Origin of the sequence: Streptomyces sp. NPDC047014, from assembly GCF_040644195.1 — a bacterium.
In the GTDB taxonomy this organism is placed as follows: domain Bacteria; phylum Actinomycetota; class Actinomycetes; order Streptomycetales; family Streptomycetaceae; genus Streptomyces.
Genome location: NZ_JBEYVX010000088.1, coordinates 1 through 24,984, shown reverse-complemented (window position 1 = coordinate 24,984; position 24,984 = coordinate 1). Strand labels below are relative to the sequence as shown.

Genomic DNA, 24,984 nt, shown 5'->3' with positions numbered 1-24,984 from the left:
GAGGGCACGTCGGTGGAGGAGATCGCGGCGAAGGCCGGGGTGTCCAAGCCGGTGGTGTACGAGCACTTCGGCGGCAAGGAGGGCCTGTACGCGCCGGGGCACACACCCCGGGCCGCGCCCCTCCGGCGTCAGCGCTCCGGTCGGCCTCAGCCGTCGGTCGGCCTCAGCCGCCGGTCCGCGTGAAGGTGCGCAGCGCGGTGTCGAGGTAGCCGCGGGCCTCCTCGGCCCGTGCGACCGGCGCCGAGATCCACACGTCGTACAGCCGGCCGTCCTCCTCCCAGCACAGGTCGCGGGTGAGCCGGGGGCCCTCGGTCGCGGAGAAGCCGTCCCAGGTGAACAGCCACAGGGCGGCGTCGCGGCCGCGGTGGCTGGCCGCCGTCACCGCCGCGTCGCGGTAACCGGGGTTGTTGGTGGTCCCCTTGGCGTGGGCGCGCTGGTGGACGGCGAGCGGGCCGCCGGACTCCGGTTCCGTCACCTTGACGCCGATACGGAAGGTGTCCCCGGCGGAGGTGTAGAAGATCCGCGGCCCCTCGGCCCGGCGCGTGAACCCCTCCGGAACGGCCAGCGTGAACCCCGCCGGGTCCTGGACGACCCGGTAGCCGGCGGGGGCGTCCGCGCCCACCGCCGACGGGAGCGGCCGCGCGGAGGGAGCGGCGGCCTGCCCGACGCCCGACGGGTGGGTGGTGGTCGTGCCGACCGGTACCGAGGGGTCGGGGACGGAGCCCTTCCCGTCCGCCGCCCCGCTCGCGACCGTACGTCCGTGCTCGTCGCCGTTCATCATCAGCGCGGCGGCGGACACGCCCGCCCCGGCGATCGCGGCCACCAGCAGCCCGGCCACCAGCGCCGCCACGGGCCGCCGCTTCCCGGCCACAACGGCCCCGCCGGCCCCACCGGCCCCGCCCGCCCCGCCGGAATCCACCGGGGCAGCCGCTACGGGCGCCACCGCGGGCGCCGTCACCGGTACGGGCTCCACGGCAGGCGCCGTCACCGGTACGGGCCCCACCACCGTCGGCCGGGCCGAGGCGGAGGCGGGCGGCCCGGGCTCCGCGTCGGCGAAGGCCCGCAGCAGCTCCCGCGCCCGTTCCGCGCCCAGCCGGGCGGCGGGGTCCCGCTCCAGCAGTCCCCGTACCACCGGGAGCAGCGGCCCGCAGGCGGCGGGCGGCCGGATCTCGTCGTACACCACCGCGTGCAGCACACCGCCGAGGGAGTCCCGGCGGAAGGGCGAGGTGCCGCTGACGGCCGCGCACAGCAGGGCGCCCAGCGACCACAGGTCCGACTCCGGCCCCACCGGGGTCTGCGCCGACATCCGCTCCGGCGCGGTGTACTCGGGCGAGCCGACGAAGGAGCCGGTGGCGGTCAGCGTCGTCGCGCCGGACACCTGGGCGATCCCGAAGTCGGTGAGGACCGCCCGGCCGCCCGGCGCCTCCAGCAGGACGTTGGCCGGTTTGATGTCGCGGTGCAGGACCCCGGCCGCGTGCGCCGCGCCCAGGGCGCCGAGCAGGGCGATCCCGATCCGGGCGGCCTCGGCGGGGTCCAGCGGGCCGCTGCGGGCGAGCCGGTCGGCCAGGGAGCCGCCCTCGACCAGTTCCATGACGATGAACGGATTCTCGCCGTCCTCGACCACGTCGTGCACCACGATGATGTGGGGGTGCTTGAGCTGTGCGGCGGCGCGCGCCTCGCGCAGGGTGCGTTCGCGCTGGCGCCGGGCGCCGTCCTCGGAGAGTCCCGGGTCGAGCGCCACCTCCTTGACGGCGACGCTGCGGCCGAGCAACTGGTCGGTGGCCCGCCACACGACGCCCATGCCGCCGCGTCCGAGCCTGGCGTCCAGTCGGTAACGCCCCGCGATCAGACGGGCGTTCTCCCCCTCGGTGACCATGGCGACATCATGCCGTATCGCCGCCCGCGTCGCGGCCGACGGCGGGCCCGGCCCGCCTTTCGGGCCGCACGGCGTGTCGAACCGGGGCCTTGATCGTTTCTTCAGACGCAGCGCTCGTCTCCGCTGCGGAACTGGGAGGGCGCGCGGTGACCGCTTGGCAGTACTTCGCCGGGGCGGGGCTGGTGGCGGCCCTCTGCCCGCTGCACGGGCACGTGGCCGTCGCGGGCGACGGCCACGGCCGCGGGGCCCGCGTCGACCTGTGCGTGCCCGGCAGCGGCCGCTCGCAGCCGCTGGTCACCGTGCCCTCCGGGCCGCCCTCGGTACGGGTCGCCGTGCCCGGGATCGACCTGCCGACGGTCCGCCACCCCGGGCACCGCCCCCGGGCCTCCGCCGGGGAGCCGGCCGTCCGGCCGGGGGAGCCCGGGCCGGCGGAGCCGCCGCGGGCCGCGGCCGCCGCGCTGCCTGCCGCGAAGGCCGGGGCCGGGCGGGCGGAGCCCTCGCCGCCCGCGCCGGCTGCCGGGGAGGTCGCGGAGGCGGCGCCGGGTGCAGCTCCCGCCCCGCCCGCCGGCGGAGCCGCGGCCGCGCCCGGGACCGCCTTCGCCTGGCGTCCGTACCGCTCGGTGGCCCTGGAGCGGCGCGGCCCGGGCGGGATGTCCACCGTGACGCTCATGGTCGTCGTCACCACCCCGGCGGTGCTGGCCGCGGCCGCGCTGCGCCCCCGTTCGAAGAGCCGCGGCTGATCCCTGCCGCCTCGTCCGACCCCTCTATCCCACCGGAGAACCCACGTGTCCGAATGGCTGGTCCTGGCCATCGCCATGGCGCTCGTCTGCGCCCTCGTCCTCGCCTTCACGGCGATCCGGCACCGCCGGGCCGCCGACGACGAGGACACCAGCGAAACCCCCGACGTCATCGAGTACATGACGATGATGGTGGGCGTGGTCTACGCGATCGTGCTGGGCCTGGCCATCGCGGGCGTCTGGGAGGCGCGCGGCGCCGCCGAGGACAGCGTCCGCCGCGAGGCCCAGGCGCTGTACGAGGTCACCCAGCGCGCCGATGTCTACCCGGTCGCCGTCCGCGACCGGATCCGGGGCGAGGTGGACGCGTACGTCTCCCACACCGTCGCCGTGGACTGGCCGCGGCTGACCTCCGGCGAGAGCGCCTCCTCGGAGGGCGGCGCGCTGCTGGGCAAGCTGCGCAGCTCCGTCACCCACCAGAGCCCCACCGATGAACTCCAGGCGCAGGCGTACCAGCCGCTGCTGGACCACATCGCCGCCGCCGACGAGGCCCGGCACTCGCGGACCCAGAGCTCCGGGTCCACCCTGCCCGGTGTGGTGTGGTTCGGGCTGCTGGTGGGCGCGGTGGTCACCGTCGGGCTGATCTTCACCCTGCAGATCCGGCGTTCGGGGCGGGAGCTGCTGCTCGCGGGGCTGTTCAGCGCCCTGATCGTGTTCCTGCTGTTCATGGTGTGGAGCTTCGACGCCCCCTACGGGCGCGCCGGGCTGGACTCCGCCGGGCCGTTCCAGGACCTGTTCCCCAAGGCGGCGGTGGCGGTGGCCGCCGCCCGCTGACCGCGCGAGGTCAGACGGCCACGCGCCGCCTGACCTCCTGCACCACGGGGGAGTGCCGCAGGGCGTGGGAGATCCGCAGGAGGTCGCGCGGCCCGTCGGCGGTGTCCACCGGGGCCTCCTCGTCCTCCCCGACGATCCGGCCCTCGGGGTCCGCGGAGCGGGCGCGTACGGCGGCGGCGACCATGGCGGCGTCGGCGACGGCGCGTGCGGTGTCCTCGTCGGATCCGCCGGCGAGGGCGCTGTCGTAGGCGTCGTCGCGCAGGCCCTTGTCGAAGTAGGGGCCGAGGTGCAGGAAGCCGTCGTGGATGTCGGACTCGCGTTGGATCACGCGCAGTTCGGCCGCCGACCACCAGGCCATCCGTACGGAGGGCGTCCCGGCGGGCGCGGAGATCTGCACCTCCTGCCAGAGGGCGCCGAGCCGGCGGTACGTCGCCCAGGTCTGCCAGTGGTCCGAGAGCCGCTGGCAGACCAGCGGCACCACGAAGCCCACCGCGCTGATCAGCGCGCCGAGGGAGGCCAGCGGCGGGGCGACGTAGGTGCTGAGGCCGTCGAGGTCGTGGCCCGCCCAGCGGGCGACGACGGCGGTCATCTTCGTGGCGTCGTAGGCCAGGTTGAAGATGTAGCCGGCGACGATGATCACCAGGCCGGTCCGCAGCCAGCCGCGCACCTGGAGCGACCACCGCCAGCACAGGACCACCATGACCACCGCGGCCACATGGTGGGCCAGCAGGTAGAGCGCGATCATGTGGGCGATGTACGGGGTGTTCGCGTAGTAGGTGTCGAAGTCGCGCAGGCGCTCCACGGGGGTGTCCCCGAGGAGGAACAGCACGACGAGCGCGACGACGACCAGGCTGTAGCCGAGGATCCAGCGGCGGGAGACGCGGCGGGTCTGCTCCGGTTCGCCGCCGCGCCAGTTGACCATCAGCACCAGGCAGGAGGCGCTGAACGCGGTGATCAGGCAGTACACCAGCGGGGCCGAGAAGTTGGTGATCCCGGTCGCGCGGTTGACCGCCGCGATGGTGGGCGGCGCGGCGAAGGCGAAGACGGCTCCCGCCAGGGTCAGCAGGGCGACGACGGAACGCAGCAGCGGATCGCGCCAGTTGTGCCGCAGCGCCGGCACCTTGAAGGCCAGCGAGACCGCCATCGCGGCCGCCGGTATGTAGTAGTCCTCACCGGTCAACGGTCTTTCCTCAGCCCCCGGTAGCCCAGCGAGGCTTCGATCCGGCCCGCCAGCTGATCACGCTGCACCGGGGCCCGGTGGTGTCCCGACCCGGCGAGCCAGTTCCGGCAGCGGCTGCCCAGGAGTAAGCCGAAGGTCTCGGCCTCGGTCTCCTCCGCCACGTCCGCGCGGGTACGGGCGGCGACGCGGCGCACGGTCTCCCCGATGTCGGCCTCGTCGGACAGCAGGCGCGCGGCGACGGCGGCCCCGTCCACGTGGTGGCTGCAGTGGCCGGCCTTCATGTGCCACAACTCGTGACCGAGGATCACCAGTTGGTGGTCGGGCGCGGTGCGCTCCTCGATGACGACGAGATCCCGGTCGGCCATGTCGAGCCAGAGCCCGCTGGCCGTGTGCGGGGGGAACGAGGCCATGCGGAAGTCCACCCGGCGTCCGCGGTGTCTGCTCATGCCCTCGCAGAGGGCAGCGTAGAGGTCCATGGGCTCCACGGGGGCGGTCAGCCGGATCCCGGCCACCAGCTCCCCGCACAACCGCCGCTGCTCTCTGCCTATGCTCACCGTTCTCCCCGTCGGCGCGGATCCGGATCAGGACTCAAGGATCAGACCCAGACTTTCGACTGGGTCAGGATTCATTCGGTTTTACGCTTTCGAGGAGCATGTCCAGCCATTCCGTCACCTTGTCCCGGTGCTTGTCGCTGGGCAGTTGGGCGGCGCGCCAGGCGATGCCCCGCACACCGTGGTTCTGCAGGAGTCTCGCCAGCGGATCACCGGCCGAGGCCGCCGCGGCGGGTACGCCGGGGACGCTCTCCCGGGCCCGCCCCGCGAAGTCCTGGAGCAACTGCTGCTCGGTCCGCTGGAGGGCGTCGGTGAGGGCGTCCGCGTCGTGCGCGGTCAGGAATCCCGCGTGTACCCCGAAAAAGCGCTGGATAGCGTCGCAGTGTTCCATGGTGGGGCGGCGGTCGCCGTTGATCAGCGCCCCTGCCTGCTGCCGGGACATTCCGGCACCGTCCGCGATCTCCTGCTGGGTGTACCGTCGGCCGTTCGGTTTGACACGGGTGCGCCGCAGCAGGTCGAGTCGCTGGAGGAAGCGGGCCTGGAGATCGGGTTCACCGGCGGGCCTGCCGTCGAGCAGGGTCTTCACCACGTCCGTGGGCACGCCCGAAGCCTCGGAGAGGCGGCGCAGGTCGAAGACCTGGCTGAGGTCGCGGCCCATTTTGCCCGCGAGTTCGGCGACGCGGGTGATGGTCGCTGCCAGGGGTGCGTCGGCCACCGCGACGGGAGCCGGGAAGCCGTCTGTCACCAGTGGTTCTCCTAGATCGCGCGAAGTCGGTACGGCACATGGTCGGCTTCTGGAATCTATCCGCTCTCGCGCGTAAGGGCTAGAACGTGCCACAGCTGTGGCGGGAATGAGCTGTCAAGAGGCTGGAATTGCCACAATAGTTGACACTCGAATGAAGTCGGTAGCAGGATCGCCACACGGAAATGAAGATCCAGACCGGAGGAGGGGGAGCTCTCAGTGCCACATCTCGCAGCGGTGGGCCCGTCCGATGGGCTCGTCCGAGCCGGTGAAGAACGCCTGGCGGGCGAGGAGTCCGCACGCGGAGCGGTGCGCTCCGAGCGGCGCAAGGAGATTTTGCGCCAGCGACGCGAGGAACTGGGCCTGAGCCAGGAGGACGTGGCCGCCCGCCTGCGCATCAGCGTGCGCGCGTACGGCAACTGGGAACGGGGCCTCGTCAAGGAGTGGACCGACCGCAAGCTGCTCGCCCTGGCCGAGGCCCTGGAGATGAGCGAGCGGCAGTGCTTCTGGCTGTTCCGCGTCATGGTCGACCGCGACCCGCCGCCCACCTGGCGCGCCTCCGAGGAGAACCGGCTCCCCGAGGACCCGGCGCAGCGCGACTACCTGTGCGATTACGCCGCCCTGATGGAGTCCGTGCCGTACCCGAGCTTCCTGGTGGACCACCGCTGGGACGTCGCGCTCACCAATTCGGCCTTCGACCAGCTCTTCCAGACCGTGCGGCCGCATCCCACGGCCCTGCCGGACGACAACTTCCTGCGCTTCGTGCTGTTCCACCCGGACGCGGCGGCCGTGCTGGAGGACCACGAGCCGGCCTGGTGCGTCCCGCTGCTGGCCCGCTTCGCGGCCGCGCTGGCCGGGTCCCCGGAGGACGAGGGGCTGCGCAGCATCCGCCAGGAGGTCGCCCGCGACCCGTTCATGGAGGCGGCCTACCGGTACGGCGTACCGCACTGGCTGAGCAAGCACGGGGCCGAGGCGGCGGAGCAGGACGGCGCGGTGCGCACCGTACGCCACCCCGATCCGCGGTGGGGCCTGGTGCGCTGCCGGATGGTGGCGGAATCCAGCCGGATGCTGGACGGCATGGGCCTGACCCGCATCACGCTGGTGCTCTCCGCCCCGCAGGGCGCGCCGACGGGACCCGTACCGGGCGGCGGTGCCGGAACGTACCAGCAGGGCGGGGCGCGGCTGCGCGCCGTGCCGTCGCTGGGGGAGTGACCGGCCGGGGCAGACTGGTGCCGCGGGCGGGAGCGCGCCGGGCGTCCCGTGCCACCGGTGGTGTCGCCGATCGTGGCACGGACCGTGGCACCGCCACCGGCGCCGCCGCCCGCATCCGTACGGACGGACACGGGCGAAGGGCGGTAAGGGCGTGCGGCTGACGATCCTCGGAGGGGGCGGCTTCCGGGTACCGCTCGTGTACGGAGCGCTGCTCGGGGACCGTGCCGAGGGCAGGGTGTCCCGGGTGACGCTGTACGACGAGGATCCGGCGCGGCTCTCCGCCATGGCCCGGGTCCTCGCCGACCAGGCCGCGGCCGCCGGCGTACCGGACGCCCCGTCCGTCACCGCCACCACCGATCTGGACGAGGCCCTGCGCGGCGCCGACTTCGTCTTCTCCGCCGTCCGCGTCGGCGGGCTGGAGGGGCGCGCCGCGGACGAGCGGGTGGCCCTGGCAGAAGGGGTGCTGGGCCAGGAGACGGTGGGCGCGGGCGGGGTCGCGTACGGCCTGCGGACCGTCCCGGTGGCCCGTGCGATCGCCCGCAGGATCGCCCGGGTGGCCCCCGAGGCGTGGGTCATCAACTTCACCAACCCGGCCGGACTGGTCACCGAGGCGATGGCCGAGGAGCTGGGCGACCGGGTGATCGGCATCTGCGACTCGCCCGTCGGGCTCGGCCGCCGCATCGCCCGGCTGCTGGGGGCCCGGCCCGGGGAGGCGTGGATCGACTACGTCGGCCTCAACCACCTGGGCTGGGTGCGCGGGCTGCGCATCGCGGGCCGCGACGAGCTGCCCAAGCTGCTGGCCGACCCCAAGGCGCTGGAGTCCTTCGAGGAGGGGCGGCTCTTCGGGGCCGAGTGGCTGCGCTCGCTCGGCGCGATCCCCAACGAGTACCTGCACTACTACTACTTCAACCGTGACACCGTACGGGCCTACCAGGAGGCCGAGCGCACCCGCGGCGCCTTCCTGCGCGACCAGCAGCGCGGCTTCTACGCCGAGGCGGGCCGCGAGGGGCTGCCGGCCGGGGCGGCGCTGGCCGCCTGGGACCGCACCCGGGCCGAGCGCGAGGCCACGTACATGGCCGAGAACCGCGAGGTGGCCGGGGTCGGGGAGCGCGAGGAGAGCGACCTGGAGTCCGGGGGCTACGAGAAGGTGGCGCTCGCGCTGATGCGGGCCATCGCCCGGGACGAGCGGGCCACCCTGATCCTGAACGTCCGCAACGGCTCCACCCTGTCCGTGCTGGACGCCGAGGCGGTGATCGAGGTGCCCTGCCTCGTCGACGCCAACGGCGCCCACCCGACGGGCGTCGCGCCGCTGCCGCTGCACGCGGTGGGGCTGGTCACGGCGGTCAAGGCGGTGGAGCGCGAGGTCCTGGCCGCCGCCGCGAGCGGGGCGCGGGCGGACGCGGTGAAGGCGTTCGCGCTGCACCCGCTGGTGGACTCGGTGGGGGTGGCGCGGCGGCTGGTGGACGGGTACGCGCGGGCCCATCCGGAGCTGGCTCACCTGCGCTGACCGCCCGGAGCCGATCCACCTCGCACGGGCCCCCGCCCGAGCCCCCGTACGGCCCAGTGCCGCATGCGGGGCGCCGGGCGGGCTGTGAGAGTGCGAGATGTGACCACCGCCCCCGCCACCGCCCCGGCCGCGCCGCCCCTGGTGGACCGGCGGCGCCGCAATGTCATCTTCGGCACGATCATGCTGGGGGTGCTGCTCGCGGCCCTGGACCAGACGATCGTGGGCACTGCGCTGCCCACGATCGTGGCGGACCTCGGCGGCGGGGACCACATGTCGTGGGTGGTCACCTCCTACCTGCTCGCGGAGACCGTGTCGACGGTCCTGGTCGGCAAGTTCGGTGACCTCTTCGGGCGGAAACTGATCTTCCAGATCTCCGCCGTGGTCTTCATCAGCGGCTCGTTCCTGTGCGGGCTGTCGAGCAACATGACCTTCCTGATCCTGTGGCGCGGAGTCCAGGGCATCGGCGCGGGCGGTCTGATGGTCACCGCCATGGCCCTGATCGCGGACGTGGTGCCGCTGCGCGAGCGCGGCAAGTACCAGGGCATGATCGGCGCGGTCTTCGGTGTCGCCACCGTGATCGGACCGCTGCTCGGCGGGTTCTTCACCGACGCCCTGACCTGGCGCTGGTGCTTCTACGTCAATGTCCCGATCGCCATCCTCGTCGTCATCGCCGCCGCGAAGACCATCCCGTCGGTGCGGGCCGAGGGGCGCCCGGTCATCGACTACCTGGGCATCGCGCTCGTCGCGATCGGGTCCAGCGCGCTGATCCTGGGCACCAGCTGGGGCGGCAACGAGTACGCCTGGAACTCGCCGGTGATCATCGGCCTGTTCGTCGGCGGCGTGATCGCCCTGGCGCTGTTCTGCCTGACGGAGACCCGGGCCGCCCAGCCGATGCTGCCGATGCGGCTCTTCCGGAACCCGGTCTTCGCGGTGTGCTCCGTCCTGAGCTTCATCGTCGGCTTCGCGATGCTCGGGGCGATGACCTTCCTGCCGACCTACCTGCAGTACGTGGACGGCGACTCGGCCACGATCTCCGGCGTGCGCACCCTCCCCATGGTCTTCGGGCTGCTGATCGCCTCCGTGTTCAGCGGCACCGTCACCAGCCGGACCGGGCAGTACCGGATCTTCCCGATCGTGGGCAACCTCGTCACCGGAGTCGGCCTGTACCTGCTGTCGCGGATGCACCCCGGGACCAGCTCGCTGCTGGAATCGCTGTACATGTTCGTGCTCGGCGCCGGCATCGGCCTGTCCATGCAGGTGCTGACCATCGCCGTGCAGAACACCGTCGACTACGCCGACCTCGGCACGGCCACCTCCGGCGTCACCTTCTTCCGTACGCTCGGCAGCGCCTTCGGCACCGCCGTGTTCGGGACGATCTACGCCAACAGCCTCGGGCCCGCGCTGAGAGCCGGGGTCGCGGAGTCCGCGCGGCTCACCGGCGAGGACCCGCGGGAGCTGGCCAAGGCGGCATCGAGCCCCGAGGGGGTGCACGGGCTGGACCCGGTGGCGGCGGGGCCCATCATCGACGCCTACGCGGACGCCCTGCACACCGTGTTCCTGTGGACCGTGCCGGTCGCGGTGGTCGGGTTCGTCGTCGGGCTCTTCCTCAAGCAGGTCAAGCTGCGCGACAGCGCCCGCGCCGCGTCCACGGACATGGGCGACGGCTTCGGCTCGCCCGCGACCGCCTCCGGGGACTCCGCCAAGCTGCTGGAGCTGGCGGTGGGCAAGCTCGTACGGACCATGGGGCCGGAGCAGGCCCGCGCGATCGTCTCCGGCTCCGACACCCGGCTGGACATGGCGGGGGCGTGGGCGGTGATGCAGGTGGACCTGCTGACCCGGACCGTGGGCTACGCCAGCCTGGGGCTGGTCGCCCACCGGCGCAGCCTGCCGCCGGAGGTGCTGCTGCCGGTCTTCGACCGGATGGTGGACGAGGGCTATCTGACGCGGGACGGGCACTTCCTGGCGCTCACCGGCGCGGGGGCGCGGGAGGCGGGGGTCATCTCCGCCGCGTGGGCGCGGTGGCTGGGGGACCGGCTGGAGAAGGACCGGGGGCGGCCGCGCAGCGCCGAACTGCGCGTGGCGGCCGACGCGATCGCCAAGCGGCTGCTCGCGGAGGACCTGCGGGAGGGGAACTTCGCCCCGGTGGAGCCGGCCCGGCAGTAGCCGAACGGGTGACTCCTCCAAGGAACTTCCGTCCGATTCCGCACGTCCTTCCTGGCAGGACAGGGGAAGGACCGAGGGGCGGGGACGGGCATGGACATCACACTGGCCGAGGAGATCATGCTGCTCTCGCTGGACGAGGAGTCCGGCGCGGCGCGGCAGCGGCAGGCGGCGGGCTGGGCGGTCGCGGCCGGGATCCTGGTCGAGCTCGTCCTGGCGGAGCGCATAGCGGTATCCGGCAAGCACCTGGAGCTCACCGGCACCGAGCCCACCGGGGTGCCGCTGCTCGACGGCCGGCTGCCCCTGATGGAGACCTGGCTGCGGGGCCGGCGCCGGCGGGTCTCGGACTGGCTGACCAAGGACCACATGCGGGCCGTCTCCGCCACGCTGGAGAGCCTGGCCGCGCGGGGGCTGGTGGTGGAGGAACGGCACAAGGTGCTCGGCATGTTCCCCGTCCGGCGCTACCCGGAGGCCGACGCGACGGTCGAGGTGGCCCTGCGGGCCCGGCTCGACGCCGCCGTCCTCGGGGACACCGAGCCGGACGAGCGGACGGCGACCCTCATCGCCCTGCTGCACTCCGCGAAGCTGCACCGGCTGGCGTTCCCGGGGCATCGCGCGAGCGAGGTGCGTCCGCGGATGGGCGAGATAGCCGCCGGCAAGTGGGCTGCTGAGGCGGTGCGGGTGGCGATCCGGGAAGTGCAGGTCGCGATGATCGCGGCGACGGCGGCCACGGCCGCGGCGGTCAGCTGAGACCGCGGGCGGCCGGGGGATGGCGCCTGCCCCGGCCGCGGTGGCCGCGTCCCGGGTGCGGTCGCGCTCAGGTGGTCGGAGCCGGGCCTGTCGTCGGGTAGTCGTACGAGGGGATGTGCGGCAGCGCCGTGAGGTCCGGGCGCCAGGCGCGGAGCACGGCCGCAGAGGGGGCGAACAGCGCCGAGGGGATCTCGGCGGGCGCGAACCAGTCCCACCGGGCGATCTTGTGTGGCTCGGTGACGGCGGGGACGCCCCGAGCCGAGGTGGTCACGGCGGCCGCCGTCAGGCGGGTGAGCCCCGACTGCGCGTCGATCTGCACGGACAGGACGCGGACCTCCTCGGGGGCCACCCGCAGGTCCGTCTCCTCGGCGAGCTCCCGGGCGGCGGCCCGCTCGAAGTCCTCACCGGGGTCGACCTTCCCGCCGGGCAGCTCCCAGCGGCCGTCGTGGGCCTGGCCGAGCAGTACGCGGCCGTCCGGGCCGAGGACGACCAGGCCGACGCCGACGACGGCGTGCGGCTGCGGGACGGCCCGCTCGGGGCGGGTTTCGGGGGTGGTCATGGACGTCCTTCCGAGGGTGTGGAGGGCCGGGCGCGGACATGGATCCGCTCGCCCTGGGGGCCGAAGAGGCTGAGGAACTCGGCTGCCTGCGGACCGGCGTTGAAGAAGGCGTGCGGGGTGCGCGTGTCGAACTCGGCGGCCTCGCCCGCGCCGAGCACGAGGTCGTGCTCCCCGAGCAGCAGCCGCACGCGTCCGGAGAGCACGTACAGCCACTCGTAGCCCTCGTGGACCTTCAGTTCGGGCACGACCGGCGGGCCCTCCACCGGCGGGAGGATCTGCTTGAAGGCGTGCACCCCGCCGAAGTGCCGGGTCAGTGGCACATAGGTGCTGCCGTGCCGGACGAAGGGCCGCGGGCGGACCCGGGGATCGCCCGTCTCGGGGGCGCCGACCAGCTCGTCCAGCGCCACGCGGTGCGCCCTGGCCAGCGGGAGCAGCAGCTCCAGGGTGGGCCTGCGCTGCCCGGACTCCAGCCGGGAGAGCGTCGAGAGGGAGATGCCGGTGGTCTCGCTGAGCTGGGCCAGCGTCGTACCGCGCTGCCGGCGCAGGGCGCGCAGCCGGGGGCCGACGGCCGTGAGCACCTCGGCGAGGTCCTCGTCCGGGTCGGGGTCCTGATGATCGGCGGCCATGACACCATTTGCCGCTTCGGCAAGAACATTTGTCAAATGGCCCGCACGGGCAGAACCTCGCAGACATGGACAACACAAGCGAAGAGACGTACGAGGCGGTGGTCGTCGGCGGCGGCGCCGCCGGGCTCGCCGGGGCGCTGACCCTCGTCCGGGCCCGCCGCTCGGTGCTGGTCCTCGACTCGGGCAGTCCGCGCAACGCCCCCGCCGCCCGGATGCACGGCTACCTCGGCCATGACGGCGAGAGCCCGGCGGAGCTCCTGGCCAAAGGGCGCGCGGAGGTGGCCGGCTACGGCGGGGTGATCCGGCCGGGCACGGCGATCGCCGCCGACCGGCTGGCCGACGGGGGCTTCCGGGTCCGCTGCGGGGACGGCTCGACCGTGCGGGCGGGGCGGCTGCTCGTCGCGACCGGCCTGGTGGACGAGCTGCCGGAGGTGCCGGGGCTGCGGGCGCGCTGGGGGCGGGACGTGCTGCACTGCCCGTACTGCCACGGCTGGGAGGTGGGGGAGGAGCCGGTGGCCGTGCTGGCGGACGGCCCCCTCGCCGTCCACCAGGCGCGGCTCTGGCGGCAGTGGAGCCGACGCACGGTCCTGCTCGCTCACACCTGGAAGCTCGGCGAGGAGGACCGGGAGCTGCTGTCCGCCCTCGGGATCGAGGTGGTGGAGGGCGAGGTGACCGGGCTCGCGGTCGAGGACGACCGGCTGACCGGGGTGACGGTGGCCGGCGGAGCCGTCGTCGCGTGCGCGGCGCTGGTGGTGGCCCCGCGCTTCACGGCGCGCTCGGGCGTGCTGACCTCGCTGGGCCTGAGCGCGGTGGAGGTGGAGCGGGACGGCCGGGTCATCGGGACCTGCGTGGCCTCCGATCCGGATACCGGGGCCAGCGCCCTTCCCGGGGTGTGGCTGGCGGGCAATGTGACGGCGCCGATGGAGAAGGTCGCGGGCGCGGCGGCGCAGGGCGTGCGGGCCGCCGCGGCGCTGCACGCCGACCTGATCGAGGAGGAGGGGCGGCGGGCGCTGGAGGCGTACCGGGCGGGGGCTCGGCGCGCGGAGGGCTGAGGGGTGGCTGTGTTCGTACGTACGGATGTGCGGGTGGTGGGCGGGCGTCGTCCGTGCGGGTTCTGGGCAGTGTGATCGTCGTACGGTCCGACGGCTCGGCGGGACGGGGGGCGCTCCATGGCTCATGTGCTGGTCATCGGCGGAGGTGTCGGCGGGCTCGCCACCGCGCTGCTCGCGGCCCGGCACGGACATACGGCGGAGCTGTTCGAGCGCGATACGCGCGCCCCGGGCACCGCCCTCGACCGGGACTTCTTCGGCTGGCGGCGGCCGACCGTACCCCAGGCGGCCCAGCCGCACGCGCTGCTCGGGGTGGCCCGGACCGTGCTGCGGGAGGAACTGCCCGATGTGTACGCGGAGATGCTGCGGCTCGGCGCGCGCGAGCGGCATGAGCTGGACTGGTTCGACGTACGCCCTCCCGCGCTGCCGGGGGACGAGGACCTGGTCATGATCCAGGCGCGCCGGATCGTCCTGGAGAGCGCGCTGACCACGGCGCTGCGCGCCGAGCCGGGGGTGGTCGTCCGGTACGGGGAGCCGGTGACGGGGCTGACGGCGGATTCCGGGGCGGGGGCGGGCGCGAGCTCGGACGTCGGGGCGACGGGCGGGGTCCGGGTGACGGGAGTGACCACGGAGGCGGGGAGTTACGCGGGTGACCTCGTCGTCGACGCCGGCGGACGGCGCGGCGGCATCGAGCGCAGGCTCGGCGCGCTGGGCTGCCGGCCGCCCGTGGTGGAGCGGCACCGGACGGGGCTGGCCTACTTCTGCCGCTGGTACCGGCTGCCGGAGGGCATGGCCGAGGGGCCGCGCCGGCCCTGGGCGGTGACCGGCGGGAGCTTCGCCGGGTGCGCGGTCTTCCCGGCGGACAGCGGTGTGTTCGCGGTGACGCTGTTCGTGCACACGGCGGACCCCACCCGTTCGGCGCTGCTCGACCCGGCGGTCTTCGAGCGCGCGGCACGTACTTTCGCGCCGGGGGAGGCATGGCTGGCGCTGGGCGCCGAGCCGCTGTCGGGGGTGCTGGCCACGGCGAGCCTGGACAACCGGTGGAGCGCGCTCGTCGACGAGCGGGGGCCGGTGGTGACCGGGCTGGTGCCCGTCGGGGACTCGATCACGCACACCAATCCGACGCTGGCGCAGGGCACCTCGCTGGCCCTGTGGGCGGCGCGCAGGGTGGCCCGTACGGCGCACCGGGAGCCGGGCTCGGCGCGGTACGCCCTGGACCACCACACGTGGGCGGAGCGGGTCCTCAAGCCGTGGTTCGACTTCCAGGTGGTGGCCGACGCGGCGATCGGGGAGCGGTTCGCGACCCGGGCCGGGCGGTCCGGGACGGCGCGGGAGATGGCGGCGCTGTTCGACTGCGCGCTGGAGGACCCGGAGGTGATGCGGGCCCGGGCACGGGTCCGGCACCTGGCGGAGCCGCCGGAGCGGGCGTACGCGGACCCGGCGGTGCGGGCCCGGGTGGCGCGCTGGCTGGCGGCGCGGCCGGACTACGCGCCGGGGGAGGCGGGGCCGGGGCGGGAGGAGTGGGAGAAGCTGACGGCGGGGTGAGAGGGGTTTCTCCGCTTCGCCGGGGCGGTTGCGAGGCGGTCAGGCGGTGTCGGCGTCCGGGCGCAGGACCTCGGCGAGGTCGTAGCCGACGACCTCCTCCAGCTGCGCGTAGGTGCAGCTCTCCGGTGCGCGGTCGGCGCGCCAGCGGCGGAACTGGGCGGTGTGGCGGAAGCGGTCGCCCTCCATGTGGTCGTACTTGACCTCGATGACGCGCTCGGGGCGCAGCGGGACCCAGGAGAGGTCCTTCTTGCCGGTCCAGCGGCTCTGCGCGCCGGGCAGCCGGGCGCTCTCGTGGGCGGATTCCTCGGCCCAGGCGGCCCACGGGTGCCCGCTCGGATCGGCCAGCCGGAGGGGCGCCAGTTCCTCCACCAGTTCGGCCCGGCGCTTCATGGGGAAGGCGGCGCAGACGCCCACGTGCTGGAGGGTGCCGCGGTCGTCGAACAGGCCCAGGAGCAGCGATCCGACAATCGCACCGGTCTTGTGGAAACGGAAACCCGCGACGACGACGTCGGCGGTACGTTCGTGCTTGATCTTGTACATGAGACGGGCATCGGGCCGATAGGGCAGATCGAGCGGTTTGGCGATCACCCCGTCGAGCCCGGCGCCCTCGAACCGCTCGAACCACTCCTGCGCGAGCGCGGGATCGGTGGTCGCGGGCGCGAGGTGAACGGGGGGCCGAGCGGTGGAGAGGGACCTGACCAGGGCGGTACGGCGGTCGGTGAGCGGGGTGTCGAGCAGCGCCTCGTCGTCGAGCGCGAGCAGATCGAAGGCGACGAAGCTGGCGGGGGTGGTCTCGGCCAGCAGGGTGACGCGGGACTGCGCGGGATGGATCCGCTCGGTCAGCCGGTCGAAGTCCAGACGGCCCTCATGGGCGATCACGATCTCCCCGTCCACGACACAGCGGCTGGGCAGATTGGCTTTCAGAGCCGCCGCCAGCTCGGGGAAATACCTGGTCAGTGACTTACCGGTCCGGCTGCCGATCTCGATCTCGTCGCCGTCGCGGTGGACGATGGCCCGGAAGCCGTCCCATTTGGCCTCGTACTGCATTCCCGGCGGGATCTTCGCCACGGACTTGGCGAGCATCGGCTTCACGGGCGGCATCACTGGCAGATCCATGCCACCGATTCTGCGGTGGTACGTCCGGCCCCGCCCGGTATGCGCCCGCGGCCGGCCCCGCCTACCGTGGCGCACATGGGTGCTGCGGGCAATGCGATCGAGCTGGAAGCCGCCGGGCGGACGGTCCGGCTGTCCAATCCGGACAAGGTGTACTTCCCGGAGCGTGGGCTCACCAAGCGGCATGTCGCCGAGTACTACCTGGCCGTCGCGGACGGCATCACCCGCGCCCTGCGCGACCGGCCCACGACCCTGGAGCGCTTCCCCGACGGGGTGGAGGGCGAGTCCTTCTTCCAGAAGCGGGCCCCGAAGAACCTGCCCGACTGGATCCCGACCGCCCACATCGCCTTCCCCAGCGGCCGGACCGCCGACGAGATCTGCCCGACCGAGCCGGCCGCCGTCCTCTGGGCCGCCAACCTCGGCTGCCTCACCTTCCACCCCTGGCCGGTGCGCCGCGAGGACACCGACCGGCCCGACGAACTCCGCATCGACCTGGACCCCCAGCCGGGCACCGACTACCACCACGCGGTGGCGGCCGCCCACGAACTGCGCACCCTCCTGGACGAACTGGGCCTGCGCGGCTGGCCCAAGACCTCAGGCGGCCGGGGCCTGCACGTGTTCGTCCCCATCGCACCGCGCTGGACCTTCACGGAGGTCCGCCGCTGCGCCATCGCCCTCGGCCGCGAACTGGAACGCCGTATGCCGGGCAAGGTCACGACCGCCTGGTGGAAGGAAGAGCGCGGCGAGCGGATCTTCGTCGACTACAACCAGACGGCCCGCGACCGCACGATCGCCTCCGCCTACTCGGTCCGCCCCCGCCCGCACGCCCCGGTCTCGGCACCGCTGCGCTGGGACGAGGTGGACGAGGTGGAGCCGCGCGACTTCGACATCCTGACGATGCCGGCCCGCTTCGCGGAACTGGGCGACCTCCACGCGGACATGGACGACCACGCCTTCACCCTGGACACCGTCCTGGACCTGGCCGCCCGCCAGGCCCAGGACCACGGCCTCGGCGACATGCCGTACCCCCCGGACTACCCCAAAATGCCGGGCGAACCCAAACGAGTCCAACCAAGCCGCGCCAAACCCGACGCGTGATCATGCGGGGGCGTGAGGCGGAATGGTCCAGCGCAGCAGCTTCGTTCCCGCCTCGGCGGCTTCGAGCGTGACCGGGTAGACGCGGCCGCTGTGCCGCTCGCCGCGATGCCTCATCGAATGATCGCCCTGGTCCCAGGCGATGCCGAGAACCGGGCAACCGCCGACCTCGATCGCGCCGACGCGGAGCGGGTGCTGCCATCCGGCCCGCCGGAAGAGGTACGCGTCCGTGTGCGGGTCGACCGCGACCATGAGGCCGTTGCCAGGGAGGCCGTCGCACCAGGCGGTGAGTCCCGCCGCGCGTGCGGTGGCCTCGGCCAGCGGGAGGTCCAGCCAGCCAAGTGGTCCGCTGACGCCGCTCCGTCCGATCCGCAGCCCACCGAACCGGGCGTGTGCCTCGTCCGCGTACAGGCCCCAGTAGGAGACGTCGGCGAGTCCGTCGGCCGGCTCGCCGTCCGTTCCCGTCCACGCGTCCAGCGCTGCGGCGTCGCCGACCACCATTCCGCACCGGTCGACGGGCAGGTCCCCCAGCCGGTGCGGCGCCGACGGGTCCGCGGTCTCCGGCCAGGGCAGGCCGAGGTCGATTTCCAGCGTGGTGATTGAGGGCCGCCCGTCAGAAGGAGAGGGGGAAGTGCCGGCTCGCAGCACGAGGGGCCGGTCACCGGCTGCCGGAACAGCCACCGCCTCGCACAACCACTCGCGCAGATGACCGCCTCCCGCCGCCGCGGCCGCCTTGGCCCGCTCGGAGAGGGGCGGGCCCGGGGTCCGCCACTGGTCGATCCATCCGGCCATACCGAGTACCAGCGCCCCCGACGGCGCACGGACGGTTTCCAGGCTGATCAGGTTCTCGGACATGCCCCGATTGTGCAGGGGTCGTACGACAACGGAGGTGGTGTTGATCAGTTGTCAATCGGACGTCCATCGCAGGGCGCCAGGGTTTTCGTATGTCGATGAACACCACTGCCGCAACCACTGACACCGCCTGGTACGAGCTTGCCCTGTGTGCCCAGACGGGGCCCGGGTTCTTCTTTCCCGAGCCGGGGTCCTCGCTGCGGGAGGCGAAGCGGTTGTGCGGGGCGTGCGAGGGGCGGGTGGCGTGCCTGGAGTACGCCCTGGCGAACGATGAGCGGTTCGGGGTCTGGGGCGGGCTCTCCGAGTCGGAGCGGCTGGCCCTGCGGCGGCGCTGATCGCGCCGCCGGGGGAGGGACGGGCCGCCGCCCTCCGGGGGTCAGCCCTTGCGGGCGGCCAGGCGGGCGGCGCGGGCGGCGAGGCGCTCGTCGAACTTCTTCGCCTCGGTGTCCAGGCCGTTCATGAACAGGCCGAGCTCGTCCTGGGCCTTCTGGCCCTCCGGGCCGAGGCCCGTGATGTCCATGACCTTGAGGAAGCGGAGCACCGGGGCCAGTACGTCGTCGTGGTGGATGCGCAGGTTGTAGACCCCGCCGATGGCCATCTGCGCGGCCATGCGCTCGAAGCCGGGCATGCCGTGTCCGGGCATCCGGAAGTTGACCACCACGTCCCGCACGGCCTCCATCGTGAGGTCCGGGGCGAGCTGGAAGGCCGCGCCCAGCAGGTTGCGGTAGAAGATCATGTGCAGGTTCTCGTCCTGCGCGATGCGCGCCAGCATGCGGTCGCAGACCGGGTCACCGGACTGGTGGCCGGTGTTGCGGTGCGAGATGCGGGTGGCGAGCTCCTGGAAGGCCACGTACGCCACGGAGTGCAGCATCGAGTGGCGGTTGTCGGACTCGAAGCCCTCCGACATGTGCTGCATGCGGAAGGCTTCGAGCTTGTCCGGGTCCACGGCGCGCGAGGCCAGCAGGTAGTCGCGCATCACGATGCCGTGGCGGCCCTCCTCGGCCGTCCAGCGGTGCACCCAGGTGCCCCAGGCGCCGTTCCGGCCGAAGAGGCTCGCGATCTCGTGGTGGTAGCTGGGGAGGTTGTCCTCGGTCAGCAGGTTCACCACCAGCGCGATCTTGCCGATGTCGGTGACCTTGGACTGCTCCGGGTCCCACGCCTCGCCGTCCTCGAAGAAGGCCGGGAAGTTGCGCCCATCGCTCCACGGCACGTACTCGTGGGGCATCCAGTCCTTGGTCACCTTCAGGTGGCGGTTGAGTTCCGTCTCGACCACCTCTTCCAGCGCGTACAGCAGCTTGGCGTCGGTCCACTCCGCCGAGCTGCCGAGGTGGGGAGAGGTGATCGTCACGGGTACTCCTGGATGCAAAGCGAACTACCTACGGTTCCGTAGCCTACGGAAACGTAGGTTAAGCGCGACATCAAGGCCAGCCAAGCCCCGCAGGTCGCTATGTCCGGTTACCTCCAGTTATCTCTGCAGTTTGAGGGCCGCATGTGGGGGAAGCGAAGCGGCTAAATCAGTCGCACCGGTCACATCGGTCATGTCGTCCCCCTCAGCGCGATCAGTCGTGCCACAGCACCTCCCGCACCTCCTCCGCCGTGGTCGGCCGCAGCTCCCCGTCCAGCAGCAGCCACCGCGTCACGCCGATCGACTCCAGGAACGGCACGTCGTGGCTGGCCACCACCAGCGCCCCCGCGTAGGACTCCAGCGCGTCCGTGAGCTGCCGCACGCTCGCGAGGTCGAGGTTGTTCGTCGGCTCGTCCAGCATCAGGAGCTGCGGCGCCGGCTCCGCCAGCAGCAGCGCCGCCAGCGCCGCCCGGAACCGCTCGCCGCCCGACAGGGTCCCCGCCGGCCGGTCCGCCCGGCCGCCCCGGAACAGGAAGTGGGCCAGCCGCGCCCGGATCATGTTGTTCGTGGCCTGCGGCGCGAACCGCGCCACGTTCTCCACGACCGAGCGCTCCTCGTCCAGCACGTCCAGCCGCTGCGGCAGGAACCGCGTGGTCACATGCGTCTCCGCCGTCCCCGACTCCGGTGCGAGCTGCCCGGCGATCGTGCGCAGCAGGGTGGTCTTGCCCGAGCCGTTGCGGCCCACCAGGGCGATCCGCTCCGGCCCGCGCAGCTCCCACTCGCCCCGTACGGCGGCCCCGTGGGGCAGTCGCAGATCGCTCAGCGTGAGCACGCGCCGCCCCGGCGGGACCAGGGTGGCGGGCAGCTCGATACGGATCTCGTCGTCGTCGCGCACCGCCTCCACCGCCTGGCCCAGCCGCTCCTTCGCCTGCGCCAGCTTCTCGGTGTGCATGATGCGGTGCTTGCCCGCCGACTCCTGGGCCGCCCGCTTGCGGGCCCCCATGACGATCTTCGGCTCGCGCTTGCTGTCGTACATCTTCTGGCCGTACCGCTTGCGGCGGGCCAGTTTCATATGGGCGTCGGCCAGTTCGCGCTTCTGCCGCTGTACGTCGGCCTCCGCGACCCGGACCATGCGCTCGGCCGCGTCCTGCTCGGCGGCGATCAGGTGCTCGTAGTCGGTGAAGTTCCCTCCGTACCAGCGGACTTCGCCATCGCGCAGATCCGCGATCTGGTCGACCCGCTCCAGTAGCTCGCGGTCGTGGCTGACCAGGAGCATCACCCCGGACCAGGACTCGACGGCCGCGTAGAGGCGGCCCCGGGCGCGCAGGTCGAGGTTGTTGGTGGGCTCGTCCAGCAGCAGGACGTCCGGCCGCGCGAGCAGCAGGGACGCCAGCCGCAGCAGGACCGACTCGCCGCCCGAGAGCTCGCCGACGGTGCGGTCCAGGCCGATCCGGGCGAGCCCGAGCTGTTCGAGCGTGGCCAGGGCCCGCTCCTCGACGTCCCAGTCGTCGCCCACGGCGGCGAAGTTGGCCTCGGTGGCCTCGCCCGCCTCGATGGCGTGCAGGGCGGCGCGGGTGGCGCGGATACCGAGGGCCTCGTCCACGCGCAGCGCGGTGTCGAGGGTGACGTTCTGCGGGAGGTGGCCGACCGTGCCGGCCACGGACGACTGGCCGCCGGACGGGGTCAGTTCACCCGCGATCAGCTTGAGGAGGGTGGATTTCCCGCTGCCGTTGAGACCGATCAGGCCGGTGCGGCCGGGACCCACGGCGAGGTGGAACCCGTCGAAGACGGGGGTGCCGTCGGGCCAGTCGAAGGACAGCGCGGAGCAGGTGATGAAAGCAGGGGTGTGGCTCATGGGGCCTCCAGGTTGCGTGAGTGGTGCGTGCAACGCGGGGAGACAGCCGACGCCCTCAGGGAGGCGCGATGGTGGTGACGGTCGCGGTGGCCGGTGTCTCGGACCTCAGAAGAGCAACGTCCTGCTCCGTTCGACGGGGATGGGGCGTCGACGAAGCTACGGGCGGCCGTGGCCACCCGCAAACGAATTAACCGAAGATCAAAGGGAGTAGGGGGCGGGGCGTGGGCTCAGCAGGTGTCGCGCATCAGCTGTGCGAGGCTGTGGTCCATGTCCAGGTAGAGGTGCTCCAGACCGGGCGGCACCACGGCCGCCGCCCGCTCCAGGAAGCGGTGCAGCTCGGCCGTCAGCATCAGCACGATCGCGACGCCCTCCGCCGCGTGGAACTCGATCGTGGTCCGGTCGGGGTCGTACGGTCGCACGCGTACGTCGCCGAAGCCGGACGGGCGGTCCAGGCCGGATTCCAGCAGCTCCCGCGAGAAGGTCCACGAGACCTCGACCCCCTCCAGCGTGGCCGGGGCGGGGAAGGCCATGCGCACGGCGAAGGGGTCGGCGCGGTCGTAGCACAGGGTCACGGGAACGGTCTCGACCTTCGGCGCGGTGGCGACCAGGCGGGCCTGTGCGGCCTGCTCGATGACAGTGATCAAGGCTCACTCCCTTGCGGCGGATCTGCTGCCGGGCTGCGGGCTGGGGCCCGGCAACCCGATAGACGCGGGAATCGGCACATCCGTGCATGGGCGGTTGCGTGAGCTGTGTCACCGACTGGCCGGAACTTTTCCGTCGGATCGCACAGAGTGACCGGTTGGACGGTGGTGTCCGAGGGCGGAGGGCGGCTAGCGGGGGCCTCCGGTGGCGTGAACAAGGGCTGGTAAACGCTCACTCCACAGGCCCAAGGGGCCGCCCGGACCGCCCGTCGACCAGCCGCGGAGCACCCGCGGGCCGCCCGCCCGGGGAGGCGCCCTGGACGGGGCACCAGGGGTGCGTTAGCTTCCCGCGCCATGAGACTTCTGGATCTGCGGATTGGCATGTGCGCGGCAATCCTGCTGCTCGGGGTGACGGCCGGCACCGCCCGCGCCGACACGCCCGCGGCGGCCGCCCCCGCCCCCGACCCCGCCGCCCCGGTCGCCGGCGGCTCCGCCCCGCACACCGCCGGCTGGGCGCTCAAGCCGACCGGCAGCACCTCCCGCTTCCGCGGCCTCGCCGCCGTCAGCCGCACCGCCGCCTGGGTCGCCGGCAGCAAGGGCACCGTGCTGCGCACCCGTGACGGCGGCCGCACCTGGAAGGACGTCTCCCCGCCCGCCGCGGTCGCGGAGGGGCTGGAACTGCGCGACATCGAGGCGTTCGACGAGCGGCGCGCGGTCGCCCTGTCCATCGGCGAGGGCGAGGCGTCCCGGGTGCTGCGCACCGAGGACGGCGGCGCCACCTGGACCGAGACCTTCCGCAACCCCGACCCGCGCGCCTTCTACGACTGCCTCACCTTCTTCGACGCCCGCCACGGCCTCGCGATGAGCGACCCGGTGGACGGGAAGTTCCGCATCCTGTCCACCTCCGACGGCGGCCGCTCCTGGCGGGTCCTGCCCGCCACCGGCATGCCCGAGGCGCTGCCCGGCGAGGCCGGCTTCGCCGCGAGCGGGCAGTGCCTGGTCAGCGCGGGCCCGCGCGACGTCTGGCTGGCCACGGGCGGCGCGGCGACCGCCCGGATCCTGCACTCCGCTGACCGCGGCCTGACCTGGCGGATCGCGGAATCCACCGTCCCGGCGGGCGATCCGGCACGCGGGGTCTTCGCCCTCGCCTTCCAGGACCGTACGAGGGGCCTCGCGGTCGGCGGCGACTACCGCACCGGCCAGCCCTCCCCGCAGGCCGCGGCCGTGTCCTCCGACGCGGGCCGCACCTGGCGCCCGGCGGCCACCCCGCCGCCCGCCTACCGGTCCGGCGCGGCCTGGTACCCGTACAGCCGCGGGACCGCCTTCGCCGTCGGGCCCACCGGGACGGATCTGACCACCGACGCGGGGCGCACCTGGCGGCCGCTCGACGCGGGCTCCTTCGACACGGTCGACTGCGCGGCCGACGCCGGCTGCTGGGCGGCGGGGGAGCAGGGCCGGGTGGCCCGCCTGGAGCGCCGCTGACGCGGCGGACGGGCCTCAGGCCGCCGGGTTCTCCCGGACGGCCGCGAGGTCCGTCGAGGTCTTCGTCGCGATGAACTCGGTGATGCGGTAGGCACAGACACCCGCCACCGTGAAGGGGTCCTCGGCCGCGATCCGCTCGATCTCGGCCCGGGACACCCCGCCCGCCAGGACCACGCCGCCGTCGCGCGGCACCTTGCGGCCCGACGCGAGGAAGACCCCGGAGGCGTAGTAGCCGTTCAGCCAGGCGAGGTGCGCGTCCATCTGCTCCTCGACGGCTTCGAGGGGCGCGGTGTAGGTGAGCTCCATGACAAACATGATCGCCAGGCTACTCTCGCTCACCATGACCAGTGTGAAGACCCCCGCCGACGAGGCCGAGGCCCGCGCGATACAGGACGAGCTGCGCCCCCGGCTCGTACTCACCGAGACCGGCCCGCCGCCCGGCACCGGCTTCGTCACGGGCGTGGACGTGGCCTACGACGACACCCGCGACCTGGTCGCCGCCGCGGCCGTGGTGCTCGACGCGGCCACCCTGGAGGTCGTCGAGGAGGCCACCGCCGTCGGGCACGTCAGCTTCCCCTACGTGCCCGGACTGCTGGCCTTCCGCGAGCTGCCGACCGTACTGGCCGCCCTCGACGCCCTGGGCACCCCGCCCGGCCTCGTCGTCTGCGACGGCTACGGCCTCGCCCACCCCCGGGGATTCGGCCTCGCCTGCCACCTCGGCGTGGTCACCGGGCTGCCGACGGTCGGCGTCGCGAAGAACCCGTTCACCTTCACCCACGACGAACCCGGCCCCCGGCGCGGCGACTCCGCGCCGCTGCGCGCGCCCGACGGCGCCGAGGCCGGCCGGGCCCTGCGCACGCGGGACGGGGTCAAGCCGGTGTACGTCTCCGTGGGCCACCGGGTCTCGCTCGACAACGCCTGCGCGCACACGCTGGCCCTGAGCCCCCGCTTCCGGATCCCGGAGACCACCCGGCACGCCGACTCCCTGTGCCGCCGGGCGCTGCGCGAAGCCTCCTGAACGGCCGCCCGAGCACGCCCCGTACACCTCAGCGCGCGTCGGCCACCCGGAAGACGATCCCGGCCCTCCGCAGCCGGGCCAGCAGGGCATCACCCATCGCCACCGCCGTGGTGACCTGCCCGGCGGACTCCGGCAGCTCGTCGTGGGCCAGGCAGAGCGCCGACTCCGCGTGCGAGCGCGGGTCGGTGCGGAAGCCGGTGCCGGCCAGCAGGCGCCGTCCCACGGTGAGGATGTCGCCCTCGCCCTCGTTGACGAACT

General features: G+C 73.4%; 24 protein-coding genes and 2 pseudogenes. 13 read left to right on the top strand and 13 right to left on the bottom strand.

Annotated features, from left to right (window positions below; translation table 11 throughout):
- Positions 1-93 (top strand): annotated as a pseudogene (locus ABZ873_RS29085) (TetR/AcrR family transcriptional regulator); the annotation flags it as partial.
- Between the two features lie 70 nt (positions 94-163).
- Here ABZ873_RS29085 and ABZ873_RS29080 read toward each other — a convergent pair.
- Positions 164-1,876 (bottom strand): protein kinase, encoded by a 1,713-nt coding sequence (locus ABZ873_RS29080; protein WP_360878027.1) that lies wholly within the window; start codon positions 1,874-1,876, stop codon positions 164-166.
- 146 nt (positions 1,877-2,022) lie between these two features.
- On the opposite strand from ABZ873_RS29080, the gene ABZ873_RS29075 reads away from it, so the two are divergent.
- Both ABZ873_RS29075 and ABZ873_RS29070 read left to right on the top strand, forming a co-directional pair.
- Entirely contained in the window at positions 2,023-2,616 is a 594-nt protein-coding gene (locus ABZ873_RS29075) for a hypothetical protein (protein WP_360878025.1), read from the top strand.
- Between the two features lie 45 nt (positions 2,617-2,661).
- Positions 2,662-3,444 carry a hypothetical protein gene (locus ABZ873_RS29070; RefSeq protein WP_360878022.1) on the top strand — a complete coding sequence of 261 codons (783 nt, stop codon included), beginning with the start codon at positions 2,662-2,664 and terminating at the stop codon, positions 3,442-3,444.
- Between the two features lie 10 nt (positions 3,445-3,454).
- Here the strand turns inward: ABZ873_RS29070 and ABZ873_RS29065 are convergent, their stop codons facing one another.
- From ABZ873_RS29065 to ABZ873_RS29055, 3 genes are all read right to left on the bottom strand, one after another.
- Positions 3,455-4,624: an MAB_1171c family putative transporter gene (locus tag ABZ873_RS29065; RefSeq protein WP_360878019.1), complete on the bottom strand. Its 1,170-nt coding sequence runs from the start codon at positions 4,622-4,624 to the stop codon at positions 3,455-3,457.
- Positions 4,621-5,178: a toxin-antitoxin system, toxin component gene (locus ABZ873_RS29060; protein ID WP_360878016.1), complete on the bottom strand. Its 558-nt coding sequence runs from the start codon at positions 5,176-5,178 to the stop codon at positions 4,621-4,623. Before ABZ873_RS29060 ends, ABZ873_RS29065 begins: the two co-directional genes overlap by 4 nt.
- 64 nt (positions 5,179-5,242) lie before the next feature.
- A complete protein-coding gene (locus tag ABZ873_RS29055) occupies positions 5,243-5,920 on the bottom strand; it encodes a helix-turn-helix transcriptional regulator (RefSeq protein ID WP_360878014.1) in 678 nt (225 codons plus the stop codon).
- Positions 5,921-6,253: 333 nt separating this feature from the next.
- On the opposite strand from ABZ873_RS29055, the gene ABZ873_RS29050 reads away from it, so the two are divergent.
- The 4 genes from ABZ873_RS29050 to ABZ873_RS29035 all read left to right on the top strand — a co-directional run bounded on the left by ABZ873_RS29050 (position 6,254) and on the right by ABZ873_RS29035 (position 11,546).
- Positions 6,254-7,129, top strand: coding sequence for a helix-turn-helix domain-containing protein (locus ABZ873_RS29050; RefSeq protein ID WP_360878011.1), 876 nt, complete (start codon positions 6,254-6,256; stop codon positions 7,127-7,129).
- Between the two features lie 151 nt (positions 7,130-7,280).
- The gene (locus ABZ873_RS29045) at positions 7,281-8,636 is read left to right on the top strand and encodes a 6-phospho-beta-glucosidase (protein WP_360878008.1); all 1,356 of its coding nucleotides are present in this window, start codon (positions 7,281-7,283) and stop codon (positions 8,634-8,636) included.
- Between the two features lie 63 nt (positions 8,637-8,699).
- On the top strand, positions 8,700-10,799 hold the full coding sequence (locus ABZ873_RS29040) for an MDR family MFS transporter (RefSeq protein WP_360878005.1): 2,100 nt from the start codon (positions 8,700-8,702) through the stop codon (positions 10,797-10,799).
- Positions 10,800-10,889: 90 nt separating this feature from the next.
- The gene (locus tag ABZ873_RS29035) at positions 10,890-11,546 is read left to right on the top strand and encodes a GPP34 family phosphoprotein (protein ID WP_360878002.1); all 657 of its coding nucleotides are present in this window, start codon (positions 10,890-10,892) and stop codon (positions 11,544-11,546) included.
- A 67-nt stretch (positions 11,547-11,613) separates the two neighbouring features.
- Here the strand turns inward: ABZ873_RS29035 and ABZ873_RS29030 are convergent, their stop codons facing one another.
- Together ABZ873_RS29030 and ABZ873_RS29025 are read right to left on the bottom strand one after the other, a co-directional pair.
- Positions 11,614-12,105 carry an NUDIX domain-containing protein gene (locus ABZ873_RS29030; protein ID WP_360877999.1) on the bottom strand — a complete coding sequence of 164 codons (492 nt, stop codon included), beginning with the start codon at positions 12,103-12,105 and terminating at the stop codon, positions 11,614-11,616.
- Positions 12,102-12,731 carry an XRE family transcriptional regulator gene (locus ABZ873_RS29025; RefSeq protein ID WP_360877996.1) on the bottom strand — a complete coding sequence of 210 codons (630 nt, stop codon included), beginning with the start codon at positions 12,729-12,731 and terminating at the stop codon, positions 12,102-12,104. The genes ABZ873_RS29030 and ABZ873_RS29025 overlap by 4 nt, the downstream gene beginning before the upstream one ends.
- A 65-nt stretch (positions 12,732-12,796) precedes the next feature.
- Here ABZ873_RS29025 and ABZ873_RS29020 point away from each other — a divergent pair, with 65 nt between their 5' ends.
- Together ABZ873_RS29020 and ABZ873_RS29015 are read left to right on the top strand one after the other, a co-directional pair.
- Positions 12,797-13,783, top strand: coding sequence for an NAD(P)/FAD-dependent oxidoreductase (locus tag ABZ873_RS29020; protein ID WP_360877993.1), 987 nt, complete (start codon positions 12,797-12,799; stop codon positions 13,781-13,783).
- 117 nt (positions 13,784-13,900) lie between these two features.
- Positions 13,901-15,325 (top strand): NAD(P)-binding protein, encoded by a 1,425-nt coding sequence (locus ABZ873_RS29015; protein WP_360877990.1) that lies wholly within the window; start codon positions 13,901-13,903, stop codon positions 15,323-15,325.
- Between the two features lie 39 nt (positions 15,326-15,364).
- Here the strand turns inward: ABZ873_RS29015 and ABZ873_RS29010 are convergent, their stop codons facing one another.
- The gene (locus ABZ873_RS29010) at positions 15,365-16,441 is read right to left on the bottom strand and encodes an ATP-dependent DNA ligase (protein ID WP_360877987.1); all 1,077 of its coding nucleotides are present in this window, start codon (positions 16,439-16,441) and stop codon (positions 15,365-15,367) included.
- 75 nt (positions 16,442-16,516) lie between these two features.
- Between ABZ873_RS29010 and ligD the strand changes: the two genes are divergently transcribed.
- A complete protein-coding gene (ligD, locus tag ABZ873_RS29005; protein ID WP_360877984.1) occupies positions 16,517-17,536 on the top strand; it encodes a non-homologous end-joining DNA ligase in 1,020 nt (339 codons plus the stop codon).
- Here ligD and ABZ873_RS29000 read toward each other — a convergent pair whose 3' ends face one another.
- On the bottom strand, positions 17,537-18,388 hold the full coding sequence (locus tag ABZ873_RS29000; protein WP_360877981.1) for a hypothetical protein: 852 nt from the start codon (positions 18,386-18,388) through the stop codon (positions 17,537-17,539).
- Between the two features lie 89 nt (positions 18,389-18,477).
- Here ABZ873_RS29000 and ABZ873_RS28995 point away from each other — a divergent pair, with 89 nt between their 5' ends.
- On the top strand, positions 18,478-18,720 hold the full coding sequence (locus tag ABZ873_RS28995) for a WhiB family transcriptional regulator (protein WP_360877978.1): 243 nt from the start codon (positions 18,478-18,480) through the stop codon (positions 18,718-18,720).
- A 41-nt stretch (positions 18,721-18,761) separates the two neighbouring features.
- On the opposite strand, the gene ABZ873_RS28990 is transcribed toward ABZ873_RS28995, so the two are convergent.
- The 3 genes from ABZ873_RS28990 to ABZ873_RS28980 form a co-directional block, all read right to left on the bottom strand.
- Entirely contained in the window at positions 18,762-19,733 is a 972-nt protein-coding gene (locus ABZ873_RS28990; protein ID WP_360877976.1) for an acyl-ACP desaturase, read from the bottom strand.
- Positions 19,734-19,944: 211 nt separating this feature from the next.
- Positions 19,945-21,585: an ATP-binding cassette domain-containing protein gene (locus ABZ873_RS28985; protein ID WP_360877973.1), complete on the bottom strand. Its 1,641-nt coding sequence runs from the start codon at positions 21,583-21,585 to the stop codon at positions 19,945-19,947.
- Positions 21,586-21,812: 227 nt separating this feature from the next.
- Positions 21,813-22,229 (bottom strand): SsgA family sporulation/cell division regulator, encoded by a 417-nt coding sequence (locus ABZ873_RS28980; RefSeq protein ID WP_360877970.1) that lies wholly within the window; start codon positions 22,227-22,229, stop codon positions 21,813-21,815.
- Positions 22,230-22,580: 351 nt separating this feature from the next.
- Between ABZ873_RS28980 and ABZ873_RS28975 the strand changes: the two genes are divergently transcribed.
- Complete coding sequence (locus tag ABZ873_RS28975; RefSeq protein WP_360877967.1) at positions 22,581-23,708, top strand: oxidoreductase; 1,128 nt, start codon at positions 22,581-22,583, stop codon at positions 23,706-23,708.
- Between the two features lie 15 nt (positions 23,709-23,723).
- Here ABZ873_RS28975 and ABZ873_RS28970 read toward each other — a convergent pair whose 3' ends face one another.
- A complete protein-coding gene (locus ABZ873_RS28970) occupies positions 23,724-24,023 on the bottom strand; it encodes a YciI family protein (RefSeq protein WP_360877964.1) in 300 nt (99 codons plus the stop codon).
- 25 nt (positions 24,024-24,048) lie between these two features.
- Here ABZ873_RS28970 and ABZ873_RS28965 point away from each other — a divergent pair, with 25 nt between their 5' ends.
- The gene (locus tag ABZ873_RS28965) at positions 24,049-24,726 is read left to right on the top strand and encodes an endonuclease V (RefSeq protein ID WP_360877961.1); all 678 of its coding nucleotides are present in this window, start codon (positions 24,049-24,051) and stop codon (positions 24,724-24,726) included.
- A 28-nt stretch (positions 24,727-24,754) separates the two neighbouring features.
- Here ABZ873_RS28965 and ABZ873_RS28960 read toward each other — a convergent pair.
- Positions 24,755-24,984: pseudogene (locus ABZ873_RS28960) on the bottom strand (saccharopine dehydrogenase); the annotation flags it as partial.